23 protein-coding genes and 1 tRNA gene are annotated in these 20,610 nt (G+C 70.7%); 13 read left to right on the top strand and 11 right to left on the bottom strand.

Annotation, left to right across the window (positions count from 1 at the left end; all coding sequences use genetic code 11):
* The first annotated feature begins 73 nt into the window (after nt 1-73).
* Nucleotides 74-147, top strand: a tRNA-Gly gene (locus VEC03_RS09670).
* Between the two features lie 122 nt (nt 148-269).
* Here VEC03_RS09670 and VEC03_RS09675 read toward each other — a convergent pair.
* Nucleotides 270-1,259: an AraC family transcriptional regulator gene (locus VEC03_RS09675; RefSeq protein WP_324914690.1), complete on the bottom strand. Its 990-nt coding sequence runs from the start codon at nt 1,257-1,259 to the stop codon at nt 270-272.
* Nucleotides 1,260-1,353: 94 nt separating this feature from the next.
* Between VEC03_RS09675 and VEC03_RS09680 the strand changes: the two genes are divergently transcribed.
* The 3 genes from VEC03_RS09680 to VEC03_RS09690 are packed head-to-tail and all read left to right on the top strand — an operon-like array spanning nt 1,354 to nt 4,471.
* The gene (locus VEC03_RS09680; protein ID WP_324914692.1) at nt 1,354-3,018 is read left to right on the top strand and encodes a thiamine pyrophosphate-binding protein; all 1,665 of its coding nucleotides are present in this window, start codon (nt 1,354-1,356) and stop codon (nt 3,016-3,018) included.
* 42 nt (nt 3,019-3,060) lie between these two features.
* Nucleotides 3,061-4,047 (top strand): tripartite tricarboxylate transporter substrate-binding protein, encoded by a 987-nt coding sequence (locus VEC03_RS09685; RefSeq protein WP_324914693.1) that lies wholly within the window; start codon nt 3,061-3,063, stop codon nt 4,045-4,047.
* Between the two features lie 16 nt (nt 4,048-4,063).
* Entirely contained in the window at nt 4,064-4,471 is a 408-nt protein-coding gene (locus tag VEC03_RS09690; protein ID WP_324914695.1) for a RidA family protein, read from the top strand.
* 21 nt (nt 4,472-4,492) lie between these two features.
* Here the strand turns inward: VEC03_RS09690 and VEC03_RS09695 are convergent, their stop codons facing one another.
* Nucleotides 4,493-5,047, bottom strand: coding sequence for a hypothetical protein (locus tag VEC03_RS09695; protein ID WP_324914697.1), 555 nt, complete (start codon nt 5,045-5,047; stop codon nt 4,493-4,495).
* Nucleotides 5,037-5,978, bottom strand: coding sequence for a universal stress protein (locus VEC03_RS09700; protein WP_324914699.1), 942 nt, complete (start codon nt 5,976-5,978; stop codon nt 5,037-5,039). The genes VEC03_RS09695 and VEC03_RS09700 overlap by 11 nt, the downstream gene beginning before the upstream one ends.
* Nucleotides 5,979-6,694: 716 nt before the next feature.
* Here VEC03_RS09700 and VEC03_RS09705 point away from each other — a divergent pair.
* A complete protein-coding gene (locus tag VEC03_RS09705) occupies nt 6,695-7,567 on the top strand; it encodes a hypothetical protein (protein WP_324914701.1) in 873 nt (290 codons plus the stop codon).
* Nucleotides 7,568-7,577: 10 nt separating this feature from the next.
* On the top strand, nt 7,578-8,318 hold the full coding sequence (locus tag VEC03_RS09710; protein WP_324914702.1) for an N-acetyltransferase: 741 nt from the start codon (nt 7,578-7,580) through the stop codon (nt 8,316-8,318).
* 8 nt (nt 8,319-8,326) lie between these two features.
* On the opposite strand, the gene VEC03_RS09715 is transcribed toward VEC03_RS09710, so the two are convergent.
* Nucleotides 8,327-8,782: a cupin domain-containing protein gene (locus VEC03_RS09715; protein ID WP_324914703.1), complete on the bottom strand. Its 456-nt coding sequence runs from the start codon at nt 8,780-8,782 to the stop codon at nt 8,327-8,329.
* Between the two features lie 73 nt (nt 8,783-8,855).
* Here VEC03_RS09715 and VEC03_RS09720 point away from each other — a divergent pair, with 73 nt between their 5' ends.
* Nucleotides 8,856-9,497, top strand: coding sequence for a helix-turn-helix domain-containing protein (locus tag VEC03_RS09720; RefSeq protein ID WP_324914705.1), 642 nt, complete (start codon nt 8,856-8,858; stop codon nt 9,495-9,497).
* Here the strand turns inward: VEC03_RS09720 and VEC03_RS09725 are convergent.
* Both VEC03_RS09725 and VEC03_RS09730 read right to left on the bottom strand, forming a co-directional pair.
* Nucleotides 9,451-10,152: a trimeric intracellular cation channel family protein gene (locus VEC03_RS09725; RefSeq protein WP_324914777.1), complete on the bottom strand. Its 702-nt coding sequence runs from the start codon at nt 10,150-10,152 to the stop codon at nt 9,451-9,453. The two genes, VEC03_RS09720 and VEC03_RS09725, sit on opposite strands and share 47 nt — an antisense overlap.
* A 30-nt stretch (nt 10,153-10,182) precedes the next feature.
* The gene (locus VEC03_RS09730; RefSeq protein WP_324914707.1) at nt 10,183-11,142 is read right to left on the bottom strand and encodes a YafY family protein; all 960 of its coding nucleotides are present in this window, start codon (nt 11,140-11,142) and stop codon (nt 10,183-10,185) included.
* A 129-nt stretch (nt 11,143-11,271) separates the two neighbouring features.
* Here VEC03_RS09730 and VEC03_RS09735 point away from each other — a divergent pair, with 129 nt between their 5' ends.
* The 3 genes from VEC03_RS09735 to VEC03_RS09745 all read left to right on the top strand — a co-directional run bounded on the left by VEC03_RS09735 (nt 11,272) and on the right by VEC03_RS09745 (nt 13,310).
* Nucleotides 11,272-12,168: an aldo/keto reductase gene (locus VEC03_RS09735; RefSeq protein ID WP_324914709.1), complete on the top strand. Its 897-nt coding sequence runs from the start codon at nt 11,272-11,274 to the stop codon at nt 12,166-12,168.
* Between the two features lie 3 nt (nt 12,169-12,171).
* Entirely contained in the window at nt 12,172-12,762 is a 591-nt protein-coding gene (locus VEC03_RS09740; protein WP_324914711.1) for a DUF6064 family protein, read from the top strand.
* Between the two features lie 65 nt (nt 12,763-12,827).
* A complete protein-coding gene (locus VEC03_RS09745; protein WP_324914713.1) occupies nt 12,828-13,310 on the top strand; it encodes a DUF456 domain-containing protein in 483 nt (160 codons plus the stop codon).
* A 97-nt stretch (nt 13,311-13,407) separates the two neighbouring features.
* Here VEC03_RS09745 and VEC03_RS09750 read toward each other — a convergent pair whose 3' ends face one another.
* Both VEC03_RS09750 and VEC03_RS09755 read right to left on the bottom strand, forming a co-directional pair.
* A complete protein-coding gene (locus VEC03_RS09750; protein ID WP_324914715.1) occupies nt 13,408-13,674 on the bottom strand; it encodes a hypothetical protein in 267 nt (88 codons plus the stop codon).
* Nucleotides 13,675-13,845: 171 nt separating this feature from the next.
* The gene (locus tag VEC03_RS09755) at nt 13,846-14,730 is read right to left on the bottom strand and encodes a LysR family transcriptional regulator (protein ID WP_324914716.1); all 885 of its coding nucleotides are present in this window, start codon (nt 14,728-14,730) and stop codon (nt 13,846-13,848) included.
* A gap of 108 nt (nt 14,731-14,838) precedes the next feature.
* On the opposite strand from VEC03_RS09755, the gene VEC03_RS09760 reads away from it, so the two are divergent.
* Together VEC03_RS09760 and VEC03_RS09765 are read left to right on the top strand one after the other, a co-directional pair.
* Nucleotides 14,839-15,870, top strand: coding sequence for an NAD-dependent epimerase/dehydratase family protein (locus tag VEC03_RS09760; RefSeq protein ID WP_324914718.1), 1,032 nt, complete (start codon nt 14,839-14,841; stop codon nt 15,868-15,870).
* Nucleotides 15,871-15,874: 4 nt separating this feature from the next.
* A complete protein-coding gene (locus VEC03_RS09765) occupies nt 15,875-17,797 on the top strand; it encodes an FAD-binding monooxygenase (RefSeq protein ID WP_324914719.1) in 1,923 nt (640 codons plus the stop codon).
* A 4-nt stretch (nt 17,798-17,801) separates the two neighbouring features.
* Here VEC03_RS09765 and VEC03_RS09770 read toward each other — a convergent pair whose 3' ends face one another.
* The 3 genes from VEC03_RS09770 to VEC03_RS09780 form a co-directional block, all read right to left on the bottom strand.
* Nucleotides 17,802-18,251, bottom strand: coding sequence for a hypothetical protein (locus VEC03_RS09770; RefSeq protein WP_324914721.1), 450 nt, complete (start codon nt 18,249-18,251; stop codon nt 17,802-17,804).
* Nucleotides 18,252-18,378: 127 nt separating this feature from the next.
* On the bottom strand, nt 18,379-18,765 hold the full coding sequence (locus VEC03_RS09775; protein ID WP_324914723.1) for an OsmC family protein: 387 nt from the start codon (nt 18,763-18,765) through the stop codon (nt 18,379-18,381).
* 117 nt (nt 18,766-18,882) lie between these two features.
* The gene (locus VEC03_RS09780; RefSeq protein WP_324914724.1) at nt 18,883-19,815 is read right to left on the bottom strand and encodes a LysR family transcriptional regulator; all 933 of its coding nucleotides are present in this window, start codon (nt 19,813-19,815) and stop codon (nt 18,883-18,885) included.
* 143 nt (nt 19,816-19,958) lie between these two features.
* Between VEC03_RS09780 and wrbA the strand changes: the two genes are divergently transcribed.
* Nucleotides 19,959-20,561 (top strand): NAD(P)H:quinone oxidoreductase, encoded by a 603-nt coding sequence (gene wrbA, locus VEC03_RS09785; RefSeq protein ID WP_324914726.1) that lies wholly within the window; start codon nt 19,959-19,961, stop codon nt 20,559-20,561.
* Nucleotides 20,562-20,610 lie beyond the last annotated feature (49 nt).

Below are 20,610 nucleotides of genomic sequence, written 5' to 3' on the forward strand. Positions count from 1 at the left end.
CGGACTTGCTCCCGGACAGGCCTGGAGGGCGTTCGATCCGGACCGGGCTGGCTGTAGAATCGGCACCTCTGTCGCGGGCGTCGTTCAATGGCAGGACCTGAGCTTCCCAAGCTCAAGACGTGGGTTCGATTCCCATCGCCCGCTCCACGTCTTTCGCAGCGCCGATCCTCGACACGGTCGTGCGACTCTGCCCCTTCTAACGCAAGACTCCAGGCAGCAGTTGCTTCGCCGCGGTGCCGGTGAAGACCGTGCCCGCCCTGGCAGCCGCCTCAGCGATCTGCCGGCGCCGCCTGCAGCGTACGCGATGGCGATTCTCCGAACGCCGCCTTGTAGTCGCGCGCGAACCGGCCCATGTGCGTGTATCCCGCATCCAGGGCGATGGCGGTCACGCTCGCACCGGCGGGTGCGTTGCGCAGGGCTTCGTGCGCCAGTGCCAGCCTGCGTTGCTGCACGAATGCGGTGAGCGTCATGCCCCGGTAGCGCTGGAAACCGGCCTGCAGGCTGCGCAGGCTGACACCGACCTCGGCCGCGAGTTCATTCGGACGATGGGGCGATGAAGGATCGGCGCAGACGATCTCCTCCGCGCGCCGGACGTGGCGCGGTGCAGGCGCCTGCGGCTCCGCCTGGAGCTGATCGGAGTAGTTGTGCCGTTGAGTCACCAGCAGCGTGGAGATGATGGTGTCGCTCAACGCCCGCCGGGCGGGTGCGGAGCGCAGGTAGCCCGATGCGGGCGAGAGTTCCGTCACGAGGTGATCCATGAGTCGACGCCAGCTGGCGCCGCATCCCTGCCCCAGGTCGAACGCGACGTCGAACACGACGGGGCGCCGGGTCAGGCGCCCGAGCATGCGGCTCAGGCACCGTTCCAGCGCTTGGCGGTCGATCTTCACCGACAGCTTGCGGCAGCCTTCGTGCCATTCGGTCACCACCCGTTGCCGGCACGACTGCACGGAGGCCAGGCCCGGGTGGGTGACGAGATCTTGCCCCCCGCAGGACACGAGCGAGGTACCAGCCAGCGGAACGCCCACCAGGTAGAAGTCCTCGAGTGCGCCGGGATCCAGGCGCACCGCCGCGCCGTACTGGGCATAGAGCACCGAGCAGTCGAGCAGGTCGACCGCGTGGTACCGCACGTCCAGGCGGGCGCCGGCGGCTGGCTGGATGCTGTGGCTGGACAGCAGGCGCTCGGCTCGGTGGCGCGCCTCATCGACGTCCCGGGTGCGGAAGCGCTCGAATTCGATCAGGGGCAGTGTGCTGGCGGTCATATCGGCGCTGTGTGGATAGCCGCAGCGCCAAGGGGATAGCGCCGGCGCGTCAAGTATCTAGGATCCCCCGAACCGCAACAGGAGGCTTTCCCCGATGAACAGCGCCGCCAAGCAGACCCTCGGTGTCCTGAAGGCCAACGGAATCGAGCGCCTGTTCGGCAACCCCGGCACGACCGAACTGGCCCTGCTCGATGCCACCGTGTCCGAGGGCATTGATTTTCATCTGTGCCTGCATGAGGGTGCGGCCGTCGCCATGGCCGACGGCTTCGGCCGGGCGACCGGTACCGTCGGGGCCGTCATGGTCCACACCTCGGTCGGCGCGGCGAACACCCTCACCAACCTGATCAATGCACGGAGCGACGCCCGGCCCCTGCTGGTGATCGCCGGCGACAAGGACGATCGGCTGATGGGTCGGGGATCGTTCTGCGAAGTTCCCGATCTTCCGGGGCTGCTGCGGCCGGTGACCAAGGAAGCCTGGCGCGTGAGCCGGCCCGAGAAGATGGCCGAACTCGCGCTTCGCGGTCTCAAGATCGCACAGGCACCGACTCCGGGCCCCGTGTTCATGGCGGTCCACGAGAACCACATGTCAGCGCCGGTCGAACCCATGCCGATGGAGCAGCATGCCCGCCGGGCGAGCCGGATCACCGTGCGAGCCCACCCGGACGAGTTGCGGCCGATCCTGGCCGCGCTGGTGGCTGCCCGGCAGCCGGTGCTGATTGCCGGAAACGAAGTCGGACAGGCGCAGGCCATGCCCCTGGCTGTCGAACTGGCCGAGCGCCTGTGCCTGCCGGTGCTCGGCGAAGAGGTCTTCACGACCAACACGCTCAGTTTCCCGAACGACCATCCCCTCTACCACGGCAACTTTTCCCCCGACAAGTCCGTGCTTCGCGATGCCGACCTGGTCGTCGCGCTCGGCGCACGCATGTTCATGGAGTACAGCTATCCCGACACACCCTACATCCGCCCGGGGGTGCGGCTGCTGCAGCTCGGTTCCGACGCCGCCGAACTCGGGAAGATCTATCCCGCCGAACGGGCCCTGATGTGCGATATCGGGTGGGCGCTGAGCGACCTGCTCGCGCTCATCCGAATTCCGGGGACGGTGCCGGCCGACCTGGCCGACACCCGGCGAGAAAGCGCACAGCGGCCGGCGCCGCCCGGGGACGCCACGGCGCCACGCCCCGGCATCGCAGCGACACACGGTGGCATGCACCCGGATCGATTGCTCGCCGCCCTCGACCAGGTGCTGCCCCCCGGTGCTGTCATCGTCGACGAGTCGGTCCTCTCCAAGTCGCTGGTCCAGTCGCACCTGCGCCTGGGCGGGAGCCGCCGCTACTTCGGCACCTCCGGCGGCGGCCTGGGGTGGGGCATTCCCGCCGCCATCGGCGTACAGCTCGGCCTGCCCAACCAGCGCGTGGTCGCCGTGGTCGGCGACGGCGGTGCACTGTTCAACATCCAGAGCCTGTGGACCGCCGCGAACCTGAAGGTGCCGGTGGTGGTTGTGGTGGTCAACAACGGCGGCTACATGGCCGTGCGACGCGGACTGGGCCAGTTCGGGGGCCATGCGAGCGGCAGCCACCGATTCCCGGGATCCTTCATCTCGCAGCCCGAAGTCGACCTTTGCCGGCTCGCGAGCGGCCTTGGCGTTCAGGCCAGGGCCGTCCGCAGTGCCGACGAACTGCCGCACGCGCTCGAACAGGCGATGGGCATGAATGCGCCCGTCCTGCTGGACGTGCACGTTGCGGCTTCGGCCTACTACTGATTCGCCCCGCCCCTCGATCGAACGACTCAAAAGGAGACAAGCATGACCACACGCCGTCGAATCCTCGCTGGTGCCGCTGGCCTGGCCGCCAGTTCCCTGGCCGTTTCGCCACTGGCGTTCGCGCGGTCCTCGCCCGAGGTCGCCAGGATCATCCTGGGCTTCCCCGCCGGTGGCAGCAACGACGCTATTGCGCGCCTCCTGGCCGCCAGGATCCAGCCGCAGTACGCGCCCAGCGTCATCGTGGAGAACCGCGCCGGTGCCGGCGGACGCATCGGCGTCGAAGCCGTGAAGCGCGCCGCGGCGGACGGCTCGGCCATCCTCCAGACACCCGGCTCGATCCTCACGCTCTATCCGCACATCTACAAATCGCTCGCGTACGACGCCCTGCGCGACTTCAAGCCGGTCACGGTTGCCTGCACGCTCGACTTCGCGCTGGTCACCAGCAGCACGGCCAATCCGGCCCGCACCATCGGCCAGTACGTCGACTGGTGCAAGGCCGACCCGCGCAATGCCACCTACGGCTCGCCGGCCACCGGCGCCTCGCCGCACTTCGTCGGCCTCATGCTGGGAAAGTCGGCTGGCTTCGAGATGCTCCACGTGGGCTACAAGGGGGCTGCGCCAGCCGTGCAGGACCTGCTGGGTGGCCAGATCCCCGCCTATGTCGGCATGCTGGCGGACGTGGTGCCGCACCTGCAGAGCGGCAAACTCCGCGTGCTGGCCACCTCCGGCGCGAAGCGCGCCGCCGCGACGCCCGAGGTCCCGACCTTCCAGGAGGCCGGGTTCGAGGACCTGTCGCTCCAGGAATGGTATGGATTGCTCATGCCCGCCGCCGCACCGGACGCCATGGTGGATGCGCTGAACAAGTCGTTGCAGCAGGCGCTGCGAGAGCCCGATCTCACTGAAAGGCTGAAGGCCCTGACCGTCGAGGCGGCCCCCACCTCGCCAGCACTCTTTGCCGAGCGGATCGCCCGCGAGACCGCCAAGTGGCGCCAGATCGTCAAGGCGACCGGTTTCAAGATGATGGATTGAGTCGGATTCCCGCAACATGACTGGCACTTCGACCATCCGCCGCTTCGCATCCGAACTGCCGCTGCCGTTTTCCAAGGTGGTTCAGGCGGGCGATTTCCTGTTCCTGTCCGGCCAGATGGCCGTGCGTGCGCCGGACGGCACTCCCCTGCCCGACATCGAGTCGCAGACCGAAGCCGTGCTGAGCGCCATCGCCCAGGCCCTGCAGCAGCATGGTGCCAGCATGAGTGACGTGGTGAAGGCCACCGTGTGGTTGGCCGACCTTGCCGAGTTCCAGCGATTCAACCGCGTCTACGAGCAGCACTTCAGGGGCGCGCTACCGGCACGCAGCACCGTGCGTGCCGATCTGGTCAATGGTGCTCGGATCGAGATCGAGGTACAGGCCTTCGCAGCCGGTGAAGGCGGGGCGGCGAATACGGCTCCCTGACCCGGTCCATGCCTAGTCGCGTCACGAATACCACCGCCCCGCCCCCGGCATGCCGCCGCTGGATGCGGGCTGGTATCGGGCGAGCCGGCTGACCACGTGGGCGGGTTCGCCGGTCAGGCCTTCCACGGCGCGTTCGTAGCCCAGCAGTTCGGCCAGCCGGATCTCGCCGCGCAGCACGGCGCGATCGGGCTCCAGTTCCACCTCCTGCAGGTCGGCGTTGCGCTCCTTCAGCTCACCCAGCACCGGCAGCACGTGTGCGCGCGGCGCCTCCACCCGCACCTGCATGATGGGCTCCATCAGCTGCTCCTCTCGCGGGCAGACCCAGGTGTGCACCACCGGCTGGCCGAACGAGATCAGCTCGCCGTACGCTTCGCGCAGCAGCGCTTGCGCCTCGCCCAGGGCCGCTTCGCTGGCCGCGTGGATCTGCCCGCCCTCGCCGTAGCGCGTGATCTGGAACTGCGCCGGGCGCGACAGCCAGTCGAGCAGCTTGCGCTCGGCGAACGGCACCACGGCCTCGCCGCTGGGCGTGACGCACTGGCGCAGCGGCAACCGGTCCAGGAGTTCGTCAGCGAACATGGCCGCCCTCCCCGTCCGCCGCGCGCATCGCCACCAGCCCGCCCCAGGCGCCGATCGCACCGCCGCCGGCGGGCGCGCGCACCGGTTCGTCGCCGGAACCCAGGTCCTGCGGCACCAGCAGCACGTCGCTGCGGCCCCAGCCCAGGATGCGCTGGGCGGCGCTGCCGAACAGGAAGTCGAACCAGGCCGCGCGCCGCCGCTTGCCGACGGCCACCAGCGCGGCGCCGGTGTGCTCCTGCTGGATCAGGGCCTGCCGCGCGGGGTCGCCGCGGCCGATGGTGGTCTGCACGCGGTTGCGCCGAGCCGAGAAGGAATCGGAAATGCGCAGCAGCCGCTGCTGCGCATGCCGGTGCGTGGCCTTGCGATAGGCCCGCACTGCCTGCTCCGAGGCCTCGGCCGAACGCAGCCAGGCCTCCTTCAGCGTGCTGGTGGCGTGGAACAGCTCCAGCTCCGCGCTCGGCTCCAGCGACGCGGCCGCGGCCACGACCTCGAAGCACTCGGGACTGATGTCCACCGCCACCAGGATGCGGCCGTAGTCCTCGGCCGGCACCGAGCGCACCACCAGCACCGGCACGCCGGTCATGCGCAGCAGCCGCTGCGCCGGTTGCCCCGCCACGAGGGCGGCCAGCGAGCGCTCGCGCCGGTCCGGCAGCACCAGCAGGTCGCAACCGGCGACTTCCTCCGCGATGGCGGCCACCAATCCGTTACGCGCCACGACGGCGCTCACGGGCTGGCCCGAGGATTCCTCGATCTGGGCGGCGGCATTGGCGAGCCGGCGGGCCGCATTCGGATGCGACTCACGTGCGCCGGTCGGCGCATGGACCAGCTTGAGCTGGGCACCATGGGTTTCGGCGATCCGGCAGGCGCGCTGCACGGCCATGCCCTCTCGCAACGACAGGTCGGTGACGACCGCGACGTTCTGGATGTTCATCTCCCATCCCTCCAAAGGCTGGTGCCACCGCGACGAACGGCGCGGCAGGCGGGTGAAGGTGAAAGGCTCCATCGGCGGCGCCATGGGGGCGCACTGCCGCGCTGGGTGCTCAGGCCCGGCGGTCGATGGTCTGCGTGGGGAGGGGAAAGGAAGCGGACCGCCGGGCCTACGGATGCGCAGGCGTTCGCTGCAGGCCGCCCGCAAGCAGCAGCAGCGCACGCGCGCGCGATTGCCCCGCGGCGCGCAGCGCGGCGGTGGCAAAACGGACAGGCGTCAGGCGAATCATGGGCTGGAGTATAGGAAAGACCCTGCTGCCAGGGCAAGCATTCACCTGCGATGCGTGCCAGTATTGCGAGCGATGCGGCGCGCGCAATAACCGCTCGCTGGCGTGCGACATTGCTTCGTGGCTACCATGCCCGGGCGCTCGACGGCTTCGTCGACGCACACACAACATCGCTTCCATGGCACGCCCCTCGTTCATCACTCCCTCGATGAATCGCCCGCTCGTGGCGAGGCGTGCGGCCGTGCGTGCGATCCGTCCCCACCGGCCGGTCGCACATCCCACCGCCCGGCGATAACCCTCCCCCCTTTCGCGCTTCCTCTTCATCGCCGGGCCCCCACCCAGCGCGCTTGCGGCCTGATCCCGCCTCGCGGGACGAGTCCGCCCAAGGACTGCCCATGACCGGCCCGTGAGGCCGGCGGGCGGCATCGCCTGCATGGACCTGACGAAGAGCTTGATCCGGGCCAAGAGCCCCTGCGCCGCCGGCTTCCGCTGGTTCGTGCGCCACCACGAGGACCGCGGCGACTACCAGCAGCTGCTGGACGCGCTGGTGGCGGACGGCCGCATCGACGACGCGTGCTGGCTGCTGTCGCAGTTCGGCCCGACCAACGCGGTGCTGCAGGTCGATGCGATCGACGCGACCGCGGTGGTGTTCGCCGGCACGATCGAAGTGCGCGGCGGGATCGACGTGGACGGCGTGCTGCGCGCGGGCCGCTCGATCCGCTGCGGCGCGGGGCTGCGTGCCGGCGGGCCGGTGGGCGCGGGCGAGGACATCCGGGTGGAAGGCGGGTTGCATGGCGAAGGCGCGCTGGAAACGGGCGGCGACATCCACGTCGCCTGGGGACTGCACGCGCAGGGACCGGTGCGCTGCGGCGGCGAGCTGCGCGCGGGCTGGGACATCGCCTGCCGCGAAGGGCTGGACGTCGCCGGCGGCATCGTGGCCGGGCAGGCGCTGCGGGTGGACGGCGAGCTCGCCTGCCGCAAGGGCGTGCGCGCCGGCGGCGACATCGAGGCCGGCGCGAGCGTGCGGGCCGGACAGGGCATCCAGTGCGGCGGCGCCATCCATGCGCGCTGGCACCTGGACGCCGGCTGGGGCATCCGCGCCGGCGACAGCATCGCCGCGGGCGGCTCCATCCGCGCCGGTGAGAGCCTGTTCGCGGCGGGCGAGCTGCGCGCCGGCGACGGCTACGGCGTGTTCGCCGGCCTCTCGGTGCCGCGCGACACCTGGGACACCAGCGCGCGCGTCAGCGCGAGCTCGCGGCCCGAAGGGTTGATGAGCGGCTGCTGGGCCGGTTTGCTGGCGGTCTGAGGGAGCTGCCATGTCTGTCCTCAGCCTTCCATTGCCGTTCGCACTTGGCGATGGGCCGAAGCCCCGGATTCCCGCTTTCGCGGGAACGACGGCTTCCTGGCTCACGCGCCAGCTCGCGCGACACGCGACCCGCCCGCGTGGCCTCAGCACCTGCACCGAGCTGCGCATCGACGTCGACCTGCGTCCCGAGGACCTGGCCACCGAGCTGGACAACCTGTACCGCCGCCTGCGCACGCCGGGTGATCCGATGTCCGGCAGCGCCACGGTGCCCACCAGCCTGCCGGGCCTGGTCTTCCGCACGCGCGAGGCCGACGGCGAGTACTACGTCTACGTGGAGGACGTGGTGCACGGCCGGCTGGCCGGCTACACCGTGTTCAACCGCCTGGTCGAGCTGAACCGCCGCGCCGACCGCTACCTGCGCGCACCGCATTCGCGCTACGCGCCAGAGTACCAGCGCCGCGGCATCGCGACGGCGGTCTACGAGTGGGCGCTGGGGTCCGGCCTGTGCCTGATCAGCGGTGCGCGCCAGTCCACCGGCGCGCACGGCCTGTGGCGCGCGCTCGAACGTCACCACGAACTGGTGTACGTCGACGTGCGCGACAAGGCGCTGCGCTGCCTGGGCACCGAAGTGGAAGACGCGTTGCTGGACGACCTGCACACGCGCATGGTGCTGCTGGGCGGCGACTGGACGCTGGACCGGCTGTGCGCCGCCACCGGCATGGCGGCGCCAGCACTTCGCGAACCAGCGTAGGCCCTGGCTCAGGCCGGCTCGTGCATCGGCAGGAAGTCGATCTGGTGCCGGCTGCCGATCGCCGGCACCTTGGCCATGTCGGCGGGGCCCTGCACTTCGCGGCTCACCTCGCGGAAGAAGGATTCCGCATGGGCCGGCGCGTCGAAGATCAGCATGCGGGCCGGCTCGTCCGAGACGCCGCTGAAACCGTGCGGGGTGCCGCCGGGCGCGTAGATGAAGTCGCCGGCGCGCACCAGCTGCTCGCGGCCATCGACCACGAAGCGGATCTCGCCGGTGACGACGTAGTACGCCTCGTCCCACGCATGGGTGTGCGGCGGCGGCCCGGCGTCGCGCGGGATGCCCACCTCCATCAGCGACCAGGCCTTGTCGGTCCGCTCGCCCGTGCAGAGGAAGCGGACGTCCGCCCCCATCACGCGAAGCGACTCGGCTTCGCCCTGCCTGACCGTCACCTGCTGCTTGCCCATGGAACGCCTCCTGTGGAAAGAGCCGATGTCATACACTATGACATCCAGGCAGGGTGCCTGCAAAAGGAATTGTGTGAGCAGCCGTAGCGACGAGCTGGCCAGCCTCAAGGAACGCCAGGGCGAGCTGACCCGGCAGCTGATCCTGGATGCCGCCGTGCAGCAGGCCCAGGACGGCCTGCTGCGAGAGGTGACCATGCGCTCGGTGGCGCAGCGCGCCAACATCGCCGAGCGCACGGTGTTCCGCTACTTCGCCTCGCGCGAGCAGTTGCTGGACGAACTGGCGGTCGAAGTGTCGCGGCGGCTGGAACTGCCCGCCCTGCCGGCCACCGCGCCGGAACTGGCGCGCTCGGCGGGCAAGTTCTATGCCGCGTTCGAGGCCCATGCCAGCCTGACCACGACCGCCCTGCACTCGGAGCTGTTCGACCGCATCCGCGATTCCGTCGCCCGGGACCGCTGGGCCCGCATCCGCGCGCTGGTCGACGCCTGGGCACCGCGGCGCAGCGAACGCGTGCGCGCCTTCGCAGCTGCCCACATCCGCTACCTGCTCGCGGCCTCGACCTGGCACTACTACCGGTTCTACTTCGGCTTCAGCCTGGAGGACAGCATCGCGGCGGCACAACTGGCGATCGAGCAGACGCTGGCCGGCCTGAAGCCGCCGCCCGGACGGGTCAGGCGTCCTCGTGCGCCTTCCAGGGCGGCAGCGACCAGTCGCTGAACACGGCCGCCATGCGCAGGCCGGCGGTGGCCACCGTCGCCATCACCAGCGCCAGCCACACCGGCGAGCCGAGGGCGTGCGCCCCCAGCAGCACCCAGCCGCCAGCGAACGAGCACACGGCATAGGGGCGGTGGTCGCTGAAGGCGGCCGGCAGCTCGTTGCACAGCACGTCGCGGATCACGCCGCCGAACACCGCGGTGATCATTCCCATCAGCACGCACACCAGCGCCGGCAGGTCCATCGCATGGGCGATCTGCGCGCCGTTGGCGGTGAACAGCCCCAGCCCGATGGCATCGGGCCACAGGATGGCGCGACGCGTGATGCCGAAGTGCCGCGCGCGCAGCATCAGCATCGCCAGCAGGCACAGCACCAGCAGCGCCCACAGCCACTCCACCCGCTCGACCCAGAAGAAGGGCCGGCGATCCAGCAGCACGTCGCGCAGCGTGCCGCCGCCGAACGCCGTGACGCCGGCCACCATCACCACGCCGACCGCGTCGAACCGGCGGCCGGCCGCGGCGATCAGGCCGGACACGGCAAAGGCCAGCGTGCCGAGGGCTTCGGCAAGCAGCAGGGCGGTGGAGATGGCGGAGGGGGAGGAATCAATGGCGGCGGACGGATTGTCGCGGCATTCGGCCGCTGCCGATCGACCGTCGATGCGGACGAAACGCGCCCCGCCCGGTTGCGGCTACACGTACCGGGCCGCGATGGCGAGCGAGGCCGCATGCACCTTGCGCCGCAGGTCCGCCGGCCCCAGCACTTCCACGTCCGCGCCGAAGCGCAGGATGTCCCCCAGGATCTCCCGGTCGTCCGAGTACGGCACCTCCAGCACGTAGCCGCCATCGGGCTCGTCGTGGCCGCGCTGCTTCGGATGCCACTGCTCCCTTCTCACCCAGCGCGCGCGCTCCGGGGTGAACCGCAGCACCGCCCAGGCCCCCGCCGAACCGCCGAAGATGCCGTAGCCGGCGCCGAGCTGCTCGTCGAGGACCGCATCGTCGATCTCCGTCGCGGCTTCCTCCAGCACATGCACGTCCGACAGCGCATCGACCGAGAAGCTGCGCAGGCCCTCGCGCAGGTGGCACCAGGCATCGAGGTACCAGTTGTCGCGGTAGTGCACCAGCCGCTGCGGCGACAGGGTGCGCTCGCTCCGTTCGCCGCTCTGGCGGTTGAAGTGCCGCACGCGCAACCGGTGCCGGCCCAGGGTGGCCGCGGCGACCGCCTCGAAGTGCTGCGGCTCGAGCTGCCGCTTGCCGGCGTGCACCAGCCGGATCCGGCGCGCCACGTCCTCGTGCGCGAGGCCGTGGCTGGCCATGAGCTGCGCCAGCCGGTCCTGCAGCGGCCGCAGCCTGGGGCCCAGCATGCCGGGCTCGAGCTGCTCCAGCAGGTGCCGGATGGTGACCAGCGCCTGGATCTCCTCGGGGCGGAACCACAGGCCGGGCAGCTCGTGGCTGTCACCCGGCTCCAGCACGTAGCCGCCCCGCTCGCGGTCGTGGCGGATCGGCAGGCCGATCTGGTCGCGCAGCTTGGCGAGGTCGCGCTTGAAGGTGGCCGGCGAGATCTCCAGCCGTTGCTGCAGTTCCTGTGCCGACAGGGCGCGGCGCGCGCTCAACAGCTCCCGGTAGCGATAGAGACGTACGAGCTCGCTCACGGCGCCCTCCCTCCAACGTTCTGCTTGCCAGTACATCCTGGACCGGGGAGGGCCCGCTCGCATCGGGGGAAGCGCCTAAGGGCCGGGAGCGCCGTGCACGATGCCGTGGGATCTTGCTAACCTGCCGCCATGAACCGCCGCCACCTGCTCCAGTGGCTGGGTGGGCCTGCCCTGCCCGCACTGCCCGTGCTGGCGCAAACGCCCGCGCCGCTGACCAAGGCGATCCCCTCCTCGGGCGAGCAGCTGCCCGTGGTCGGGCTCGGCACCTGGATCACCTTCAACGTCGGCAAGGATCCGCAAGGGCGGCAGCAGGCCACCGAGGTGATGCGGGCCTTCTTCGCGGCGGGCGGGCGGCTGATCGATTCCTCGCCCATGTACGGCTCGGCGCAGCCGGTGGTCGGCGACGGGCTGCAGAAGCTGGGCATGCCCAAGGCGCTGTTCGCCGCCGACAAGGTCTGGACCTCCTCGGATGGCGCCGCCCAGGTCGAGCAGTCGCGCCAGCTCTGGCGCGTGCCGCGCTTCGACCTGCTGCAGGTGCACAACCTGCTGGCCTGGGAGCAGCAGCTGCCCATGCTGCAGGCGATGAAGCAGGCCGGCCGCGTGCGCTACGTCGGCATCACCACCTCGGAAGGCCGGCGCCACCGGGACTTCGAGCAGGTGATGCGCACGCACCCGCTGGACTTCGTGCAGCTCACCTACAACCCGGTCGACCGCGAAGCCGAGCAGCGCCTGCTGCCACTGGCGCGCGAGCGCGGCATCGCGGTGCTGGCCAACCGCCCCTTCCGCCAAGGCGAGCTGGTGGACCGGCTGGCGCGGCATCCGCTGCCCGCCTTCGCGGCCGAGATCGGCTGCCGCAGCTGGGCGCAGCTGGTGCTCAAGCACATCGTCTCGCACCCGGCGATCACCTGCGCCATCCCGGCCACCAGCCGCGTGGACCACGTGCGGGAGAACCTGGCGGCCGCATCCGGCCCCATGCCGGATGCGGCGCTGCGTCGTCGCATCGAATCCCACATCGGCCAGCTCTGAGCCATGTCCGAGTGGTGGACCTACCGGCCCTCGGATTTCCTGATGTTCTCGGCGCGCACCTGGGGGCGCCTGCTGGAAGCACACAACCGCGAAGCCTGGCCCTGGCAATTCCTGCTGCTGGCGATCGGGTTGGCCTGGCTGTGGGCGGCGCTGCACCACCCGCGCGTAACAGCCCGGTGGTCGGGGATCGTGCTGGCGGCCGCCTGGGGCTGGGTCGCCTGGGCCTTCCACTGGCAGCGCCATGCCGACATCAACACGGCGGCGCCCTGGCTGGCCGGAGCCTGGGCGCTGCAGGCCGCGCTGCTGCTGGTGCTCGGCACGCGGCCCGCTTCGACCCGGCCTCCCGCCTGGCAGGCCGGAGCCGCACTGGGCTGCGCCCTGGCGGCGCTGGTGGCCTATCCGCTGGTGGCGCCGCTGGCCGGCCGCGGCTGGGCCCAGGCCGAGGTGGCCGGCCTGATGCCGGAGCCGACCGCGCTGTTCACCCTCGGCCTGCTGTTCGCGCTGCCGCAACGCCACCGCGGCCTGCTGGTGGTCATCCCCGTGCTGTCGCTGGCCCTCGGATGGACCACCGCCTGGCTCCTGTGGGCCCGGTGAGCCCCGCCGGCGCTGCGCGGCGGCTACAGTGACCGCGCCCCTTCGTCGGGAAGAGAAAGGACGACATGGCCGACTCCCTGTGGTGGATCCTGAGCACCGCCCTGATCCTGCTGGGACTGGCGGGCATCGTGCTGCCGGCGCTGCCGGGCACGCTGTTCGTGCTGGCCGGCATCGTGCTGGGCGCCTGGATCGACGACTTCACGCGCGTCGGCTGGTTCGCGGTCGCCACCGTCACCGTGCTGGCGATCCTCGCCTGGCTGCTGGACTACGTCGCGGCGGTGCTGGGCGCGCGGCGCGTCGGCGCCAGTCGCAAGGCCCTGTTCGGTGCGGCACTGGGCACCGTGGCCGGCATCTTCATGGGCATCGTCGGCGTGCTGTTCATGCCGCTGGTGGGTGCCTTCATCGGCGAATACTGGGACCGCCGCGACCATGGCCGCGCCGTGCACGTCGGCATCGCGACCTGGCTGGGCCTTCTGGCCGGCATGCTGGGCAAGTTCGTGCTGGCCTTCGTGATGATCGGGATCTACGCGGTCGCGCTGCTAGTGTGAACGGGTGGCCCGGCGGGCAGCACGACCTGACGGCCACCCCTGGGTGGCGGAGGTCGAGCCGCCCACGCTGGAGCGGCCCGGCATCCGACCCGGGCGATCACTGCCCCGACAGGCACCTGTTGCAGCCCTCGGCCCCGAGGTGCATGGTGCAGCGTTCCTGCACCCACGAGTCCTCGCCACGACCCTGGTAGCTGCGGAAGACTTGGCACATCCGGGAATTCATCTCGGCCCGCATGCCGCTCGACGCCCCCATCGTCGTGCCGGAAGCGCCGGACGAGGCGGTCGGAGACGATCGCATCATCGGGGTGTTGCTGCAGCCGGCCAGGGCGACGGCGAGCAGCAGGGAACAGGTGGCCAGCTTCATGGGAGACTCCTTGGAGGTTGTTCGAGTCTGTAGCGTGCCAGCGGCGGCCGTTCGGATCGGGCGCAAAACTGCAACGTTTGCCGCCAGACATCGAGCGGCGTTGCCAACGGTTAACCCCCGGTTGGCTCGTCCATCCAGGGCTCAGCCACGGATGCAGCCGCCAGCCCGGCTTCAGAGCACGCGCGGCACGGCCTGCGCCAGGAAGTCGTAGACCGCGCGGATGCGGCGATTCGCCCGCACCTCGCGGTGCACCGCCAGCCAGAGCGGCAACGGCGGGATCTTCAGCATCGGCAGCACGGGCACGACGGCCGGATCCGTGCGCGCCAGGAAGTCGGCCACGAACCCTATCCCCAGGCCTGCGCGGACGGCCTGCCAGTACACCACCAGGTCGTCGGTGCGCAGCTGGAACTGCTCGCGCTGCACGGGCAGCCCGAAATCCGCGAAGCCCTGCAGGATGTCCTCGTTGCGGTCGCTGCCGACCAGTTCGTGGCCCAGGAGGTCGGCCGGTTCGCGTGGCGTGCCGCGGCGACGCAGGTAGTCGCGGTGCGCATAGGTGCCCAGCGTCACCCGGCCGATGCGCCGCGCGACCAGGGTGGCCTGGTCCGGCGCCACCATGCGCAGGGCGATGTCGGCCTCGCGCCGCAACAGGTTGGCCACCGCGTTGCTCGCCACCAGTTCGACCTGGATGTCGGGCAGCTCCGCGCGGAGTTGCGCCAGCACGGCCGGCAGCAGGTAGCAGGCGACCGGCTGGCTGGCGGTGATGCGCACGCTGCCGGCTTCGGCCGATTGCGCGCCGGTGGCGCGGCGGGCCAGCGCCAGCGCCCCGGCCTCCATGGCCCGGGCCGACTCGGCCAGCTGCAGGGCCATTGCGGTGGGCAGCAGGCCGCGCCCGGTGCGCTCGAACAACGTGACACCCAGCTGCGATTCCAGCTCCGCGATGTGCCGGCCTATCGTGGGCTGGCTGGCGCGCAGGGCCCGGGCGGCGCCGAGCAGGCTGCCGTGCTCCAGCGCGGCCAGGAAGGAGCGGGCCAGGCCCCAGTCGAAATCGTTCTTCATTCCTGAATAGCTGCCATCAACCGATAGGCAATTGTCGAATAGGCCGGCGCTTCCCACAATCCATCGCATCGGTGCCGATGTGCACCCCCCAACGTGGAAGGAACCCTGATGAACAAGCCCCTGCGAACCGTCCTGATCCTCGGCGCCACCGGCCGCTTCGGCGCCGCCGCCGTGCGCGCCTTCGATGCCGCCGGCTGGCGCGTGCTGGCCCAGCACCGTAGGCCGCTGCGTGCCGCCGGCGCGGCCGCCGGCAACGTTCAGTGGCTGCAAGCGGACCTGGCCGATCCCGCGGCCCTGGCGACGCGCGCCGCCGGCGTCGACGTGGTGGTGCACGCCATGAACCCGGCCGCCTACACCGATGCGGCCTGGCGCGCCGAGGCGCCCGGCATGATGCGGGCCGCCATCGACATCGCCCGGCGCCTGGACGCGCTGCTGCTGTTCCCGGGCAACGTCTACAACTTCGGTGCCGCCATGCCCGCGCTGCTGCACGAAGACACGCCCCGGCAACCGAGCACGTTGAAAGGCGCGCTGCGGGTCGAGCTGGAGGAGCAACTCGCGCAGGCGCACGCGGCCAGCGGCTTGCGCAGCGTGGTGATCCGCGCCGGCGACTTCTTCGGCAGCGGCCACGGCAGCCTGCTGGACAGGGTCCTGGCCAAGGACCTGCGGCGCGGCCGCATCGCCTTGCCGGGCGCACGGGACGTCGCCACGCCCTGGGCCTACCTGCCCGACCTGGCGCGCACCTTCGAGCGCGTGGCGCGGCACCACGAGCGCCTGGACGGCGCGCAGGTGCTGCACTTCGCAGGCCATGCCCTGACGGGGCAGGACTGGTGCGACGCCCTGGAGGCGGTCGCGCACGAAGCGGGCTGGCTGCGTCCCGGACAGGCGGCCAAGGTCAGCAGCCTGCCCTGGCCCCTGATCCGCGCAGCCGGCCTGCTGGTGCCGACCTGGTCGTCGCTGGCGCAGATGCGCTATCTCTGGACCACGCCGCACCGGCTGGCCAACGAGCGGCTGGAGGCACTGATCGGTCCGGAGCCGCACACGCCGCTGCCGCAGGCGGTGCGGCAGGCGCTCGGGGACCTGGGATGGCCGGTGGAGCCGATTCCCGCACAGCGAGGCCTGCGGCCGCGCTCGGCACAATAAGGGGATGCAATTCCATCTGGACGGTTTCAGGCCCGGCGACCCCCACCTCGCCGAGCCATCCAGCGAGGCGGCGGTCCATGCCGACGCGGTGCCGGCGCAGGTCGACGTGCTGGTCGTGGGTAGCGGCCCGGCCGGGCTGACGCTGGCGGCGCAACTGGCCGCCTTCCCCGACATCCGCACCGCCATCGTCGAGCAGAAGGACGGCCCGCTGCAGCTCGGGCAGGCCGACGGCATCGCCTGCCGCACCATGGAGATGTTCGAGGCCTTCAACTTCAGCGAGCGGGTGCTCAAGGAAGCCTGCTGGATCAACGAGGTCACGTTCTGGAAGCCGGACGCCCGGCAGCCGGCGACCATCGTGCGCCACGGCCGCGTGCAGGACACCGAGGACGGCCTTTCGGAATTCCCGCACGTGGTGCTGAACCAGGCGCGGGTGCACGACTTCTACCTGGACGTGATGCGCCAGTCGCCCGGCCGGCTTGAGCCGCACTATTCGCGCCGCGTGCTGGACGTGGCGGTGGACCGCGACGCAGCCGACTACCCCGTCACGGTCAGGATGGAGCGGACCGATGCCGCCCACGCGGGCCAGGTGGAGACGGTGTTGGCCCGCTACGTGGTCGGCTGCGACGGAGCGCGCAGCGCGGTGCGCAAGTCGATCGGCCGCCAGCTCGTGGGCGATTCGGCCAACCAGGCCTGGGGCGTGATGGACGTGCTGGCCGTCACCGACTTCCCGGACATCCGCTACAAGTCGGCGGTGCAGTCCTCCCAGGGCAACCTGCTGGTGATCCCGCGCGAGGGCGGCTACCTGGTGCGGCTGTACGTGGAGATGGACAAGCTGGGCGAGGACGAACGCGTCGCCAGCCGCAACATCACGATCGAGCAGCTCGTCGCGGCCGCGCAGCGCATCCTGCACCCCTACACGCTGGAGGTGAAGGAAGTGCCCTGGTGGTCGGTCTACGAGATCGGCCAGCGCATCTGCGACCAGTACGACGACGTGCCGGCCGGGCAGGCCGGCACGCAGCGGCCGCGCGTCTTCATCGCCGGCGATGCCTGCCACACCCACAGCCCCAAGGCCGGGCAGGGCATGAACTTCTCCATGCAGGACAGCTTCAACCTGGGCTGGAAGCTGGCCGCCGTGCTGCGGGGGCAGTGCGCGCCGGAGCTGCTGCACACCTATACGCAGGAGCGCCAGCCGGCGGCCCAGGAGCTGATCGACTTCGACCGCGAGTGGGCCAAGATGTTCAGCGACCGCGCGAAGGAAGGCGCCGGGAGCGTGGCCGAAGGTGTCGATCCCAAGGAATTCCAGCGCTACTTCGAGCAGCACGGCCGCTTCACGGCCGGCATGGGCACGCACTACCGCCCGTCGCTCATCTGCGGGGAGGCGACGCACCAGCACCTGGCGCGTGGCTTCGTCATCGGAACCCGCTTCCATTCGGCCCCGGTGGTGCGCATCACGGATGCCCGCCCGCAGCACCTGGGCCATGCCGGCAAGGCCGACGGGCGCTGGCGGCTGTATGCCTTTGCCGGCGCCAACGACCACAGGGATGCCGCCGCCGGCGTGGCCGGGCTGTGCCGGTTCCTGGAGGAGTCGCCCGAGTCACCGGTGCGCCGCTACACGCGGCCGGGCCAGGACATCGATGCGGTGTTCGACCTGCGCGCCATCTTCCAGGCGTCGCACCGCGAGCTGGCGATCGAGGCCATGCCCGCGCTGCTGCTGCCGCGCAAGGGCCGGTACGGCCTGCGCGACTACGAGAAGGTGTTCTGCCCGGACCTGAAGAACGGCCCGGACATCTTCGACCTGCGCGGCGTGGACCGCGCGCAGGGTGCACTGGTCGTGGTGCGGCCCGACCAGTACATCGCCCACGTACTGCCGCTGGACGGGCACCACGAACTGGCGGCGTTCCTGGCCGGCTTCATGCTCCCCGGCTGAGGCCTCAGGACTTGGGCTTGTTCGCGCCGGCCGCGCGCGTGTCGCTCGCGCCCTTGGCCTGCGCGTCGGCCCGGGCCTTGTCATAGGCCACGCGGGCGTCCTTCTTGCACGCCTCGGCGGCGGTGCCCTTCTGGTCCTCGCACTTCTCCTTGGCCACTTCGTACGTGCCCTCGGCCTTGGTCATGCGGACCTTCTCGTCCGCCCGCGCGCCGGGCTTGTTCTGGGCGTCCAGTTCGGCCTTGGCGATCTTCTCCTTGGCCTTGGCCTCGGCTTCGCAGACGTCCTGCGCGTTGTCCTTCATGGCCTCGCAGGCCTTCTTGTCGGCCTTGGCCTGGGTCTCGATCTTGTCCTTGGCCGCCTTGTAGGCGTCCTTGCTCATGCCGTCCGCGGCGAAGGCGCCGCCGGCGAAGGCACCGGCCAGCGCGATGGTGAGGGTGAGAAGTCGGGTACGCATGGTCTTGCTCCTTTCTGCCGGACATTGTTCCGGCAGGCGCACCCCGGCCAAGGGCTGCCGCGGCACCAGCACGTGTCGGCTGGGCTTGACGCTTGCGGTCGGCGTGCGACTACAGCCGCGCCGGACGTCACTCCACCAGCTGCGTGTGCACCTCGAAGCTGCCGGCGAGCGTCTCGTGGATGGGGCAGGCATTTGCCACGCGCAGCAGGTCCTTGCGCTGCCCGGCCGTCAACGGCCCGGCCAGCTCCAGGCGTCGCTTCATCCGTTGCACCCCCCCGCCGGGCTCCCTGCTCACCTGGGCCTGCACGCCTTCCAGGGGAATGTTCTTGCGCCTGGCGTACAGCTTCAGGGTGAGGACGGTGCACGCTGCCAGTGCCGAGTCCAGCAGCTCGTGCGGCGTGGGGTGCAGTCCGCTGCCTCCATCGGAAGGTGCGAGATCCGCCCACCAACGGACGGGCCCGGTGGCGATCTCGACGAGCGTCGAATGGGGGCAGCTGCGTGCGGCGGTGGTCATGGGTGTGGGTCCTCCGGTCGGTGTCGAGTCGACTGTAGGCAGCCCGGCGCGCCGGAAAAACCCGATTGGCGGCAGTTGACCGTTGCCGATGCGGCAACAACGGCGGACCGGCACCCCTCAGGGTTGCGGCATGTCCACGTCCAGCCCCTGGATCGACGACCGGACGTGCTCCAGCAGGTAGTCCAGGAAGGCGCGCGTGCGGGCCGGCATGTACTGCCGGCTCGGCAGCGCCGCCACCAGGCTGAGGCGGGCCGTGATCCAGGGCGCGAGCACGCGCTGCAGGCTGCCGGCCTTCAGCAGCGGCGCCAGCAGGTCGATCGGCTGGCTGCTGATGCCGCCGCCTTCCAGCGTGGCGCGCAACAGGGTGTCGGTGTGGTTGGCGGTCATCACCGCCGGCACGTCCAGCTCCAGCATCCGGTCCTGGTCCGTGGGGTCCAGCAGCCGCATCGGGCCCAGGCGCACGCTGGGGGAGCGCAGCCGCAGGCACCGGTGCCGCTGCAGTTCCTCCGGCCGCCCGGGCTCGCCATGGCGCTTCAGGTAGTCGGGCGAGGCGCAGAACACGGCGTAGCTCAGGATGATGGGCCGGGCGATCACGTTCGAGTCGACGTTGGCCGTGCTGGTCAGCACGGCGAGGTCGTATTCGTGGACCGCCGGGTCCGGCGAGTCCTCCACGTGCACGTCGACCCGCACGCCCGGATACGTCCGCTGGAAGCCGATGATGGCGGACGCCAGCATGTGGGTCGCGGCGACGGGGGGCGCCAGCACGCGCACCGTGCCGCTCATCTCGCGGGTCTGCGACTGCACCATCGCATCGGCATCGTCGATGTCGGACAGGATGGTGCGCAGGCGGTCCAGGTAGGCCTCGCCGGCCTGCGTCAGCGACAGGCTGCGGGTCGTGCGCTGCAGCAGCCGGACCCCGAGGTGCTTCTCCAGGTCGCTCACGAGCCGGGTGACCACGGCCGGCGCGAGGTCGAGCTTGCGCGCCGCGGCGGCGAATCCGCCCTCTTCCACCACCTGCTGGAACACGCGCATGGACTGAAGGCGATCCATCGTTGCTGCAACCCCGTGCAATGAGCCTCGTCGATTATCGACTCGGCCGCACCGCTCCATTGCTGTTCCAGCAATAAATCGGCGCCCATCCGGCACTAGAGTCGCCTGGATCCCCCAACCATTCCAGCGAGGTTCATTTCCAGATGGCACGAGTGCTCGTTCTCTACCACAGCTTCTACGGACACATCGAAACGATGGCCCATGCGGTCGCCGAAGGCGCACGCACGGTGCCGGGCGTGAGCGTCGATCTCAAGCGCGTACCCGAGACCGTTCCCGCGGATGCGTTCAAGTCCGCCGGCGGCAAGGCCGACCAGGCGGCCCCCGTGGCCCAGCCGTCCGACCTGGCCGACTACGACGCGATCGTCTTCGGCTCGCCCACCCGCTTCGGCAACGTGACGGCGCAGATGCGCAACTTCATCGACCAGACCGGCGGCCTGTGGGCGCAGGGCAAGCTGGTCGGCAAGGTGGGCTCCGTGTTCACCTCCTCGGCCACCCAGCACGGCGGCCAGGAAAGCACCATCCTCACCTTCATCCCGACCCTGCTGCACCACGGCATGGTCGTGGTCGGCCTGCCCTATGCCGAGCAGCGCCAGATGGGCCTGGACGAGATCAAGGGCGGCAGCCCCTACGGCGCCTCCACGATCGCCGGCGGCCAGGGCGAGCGCATGCCCAGCCCGCAGGAACTGGGCATGGCTCAGTTCCAGGGCAAGCACGTGGCCGGCATCGCGAAGAAGCTGTTCGGCTGATCCGCCGTCGCCGGGCGGCCACCGGTGCTATCGTGCAGTCGGACTTCGC

The sequence above is a fragment of the Ramlibacter sp. genome (assembly GCF_035627355.1).
Lineage (GTDB): Bacteria > Pseudomonadota > Gammaproteobacteria > Burkholderiales > Burkholderiaceae_C > Ramlibacter.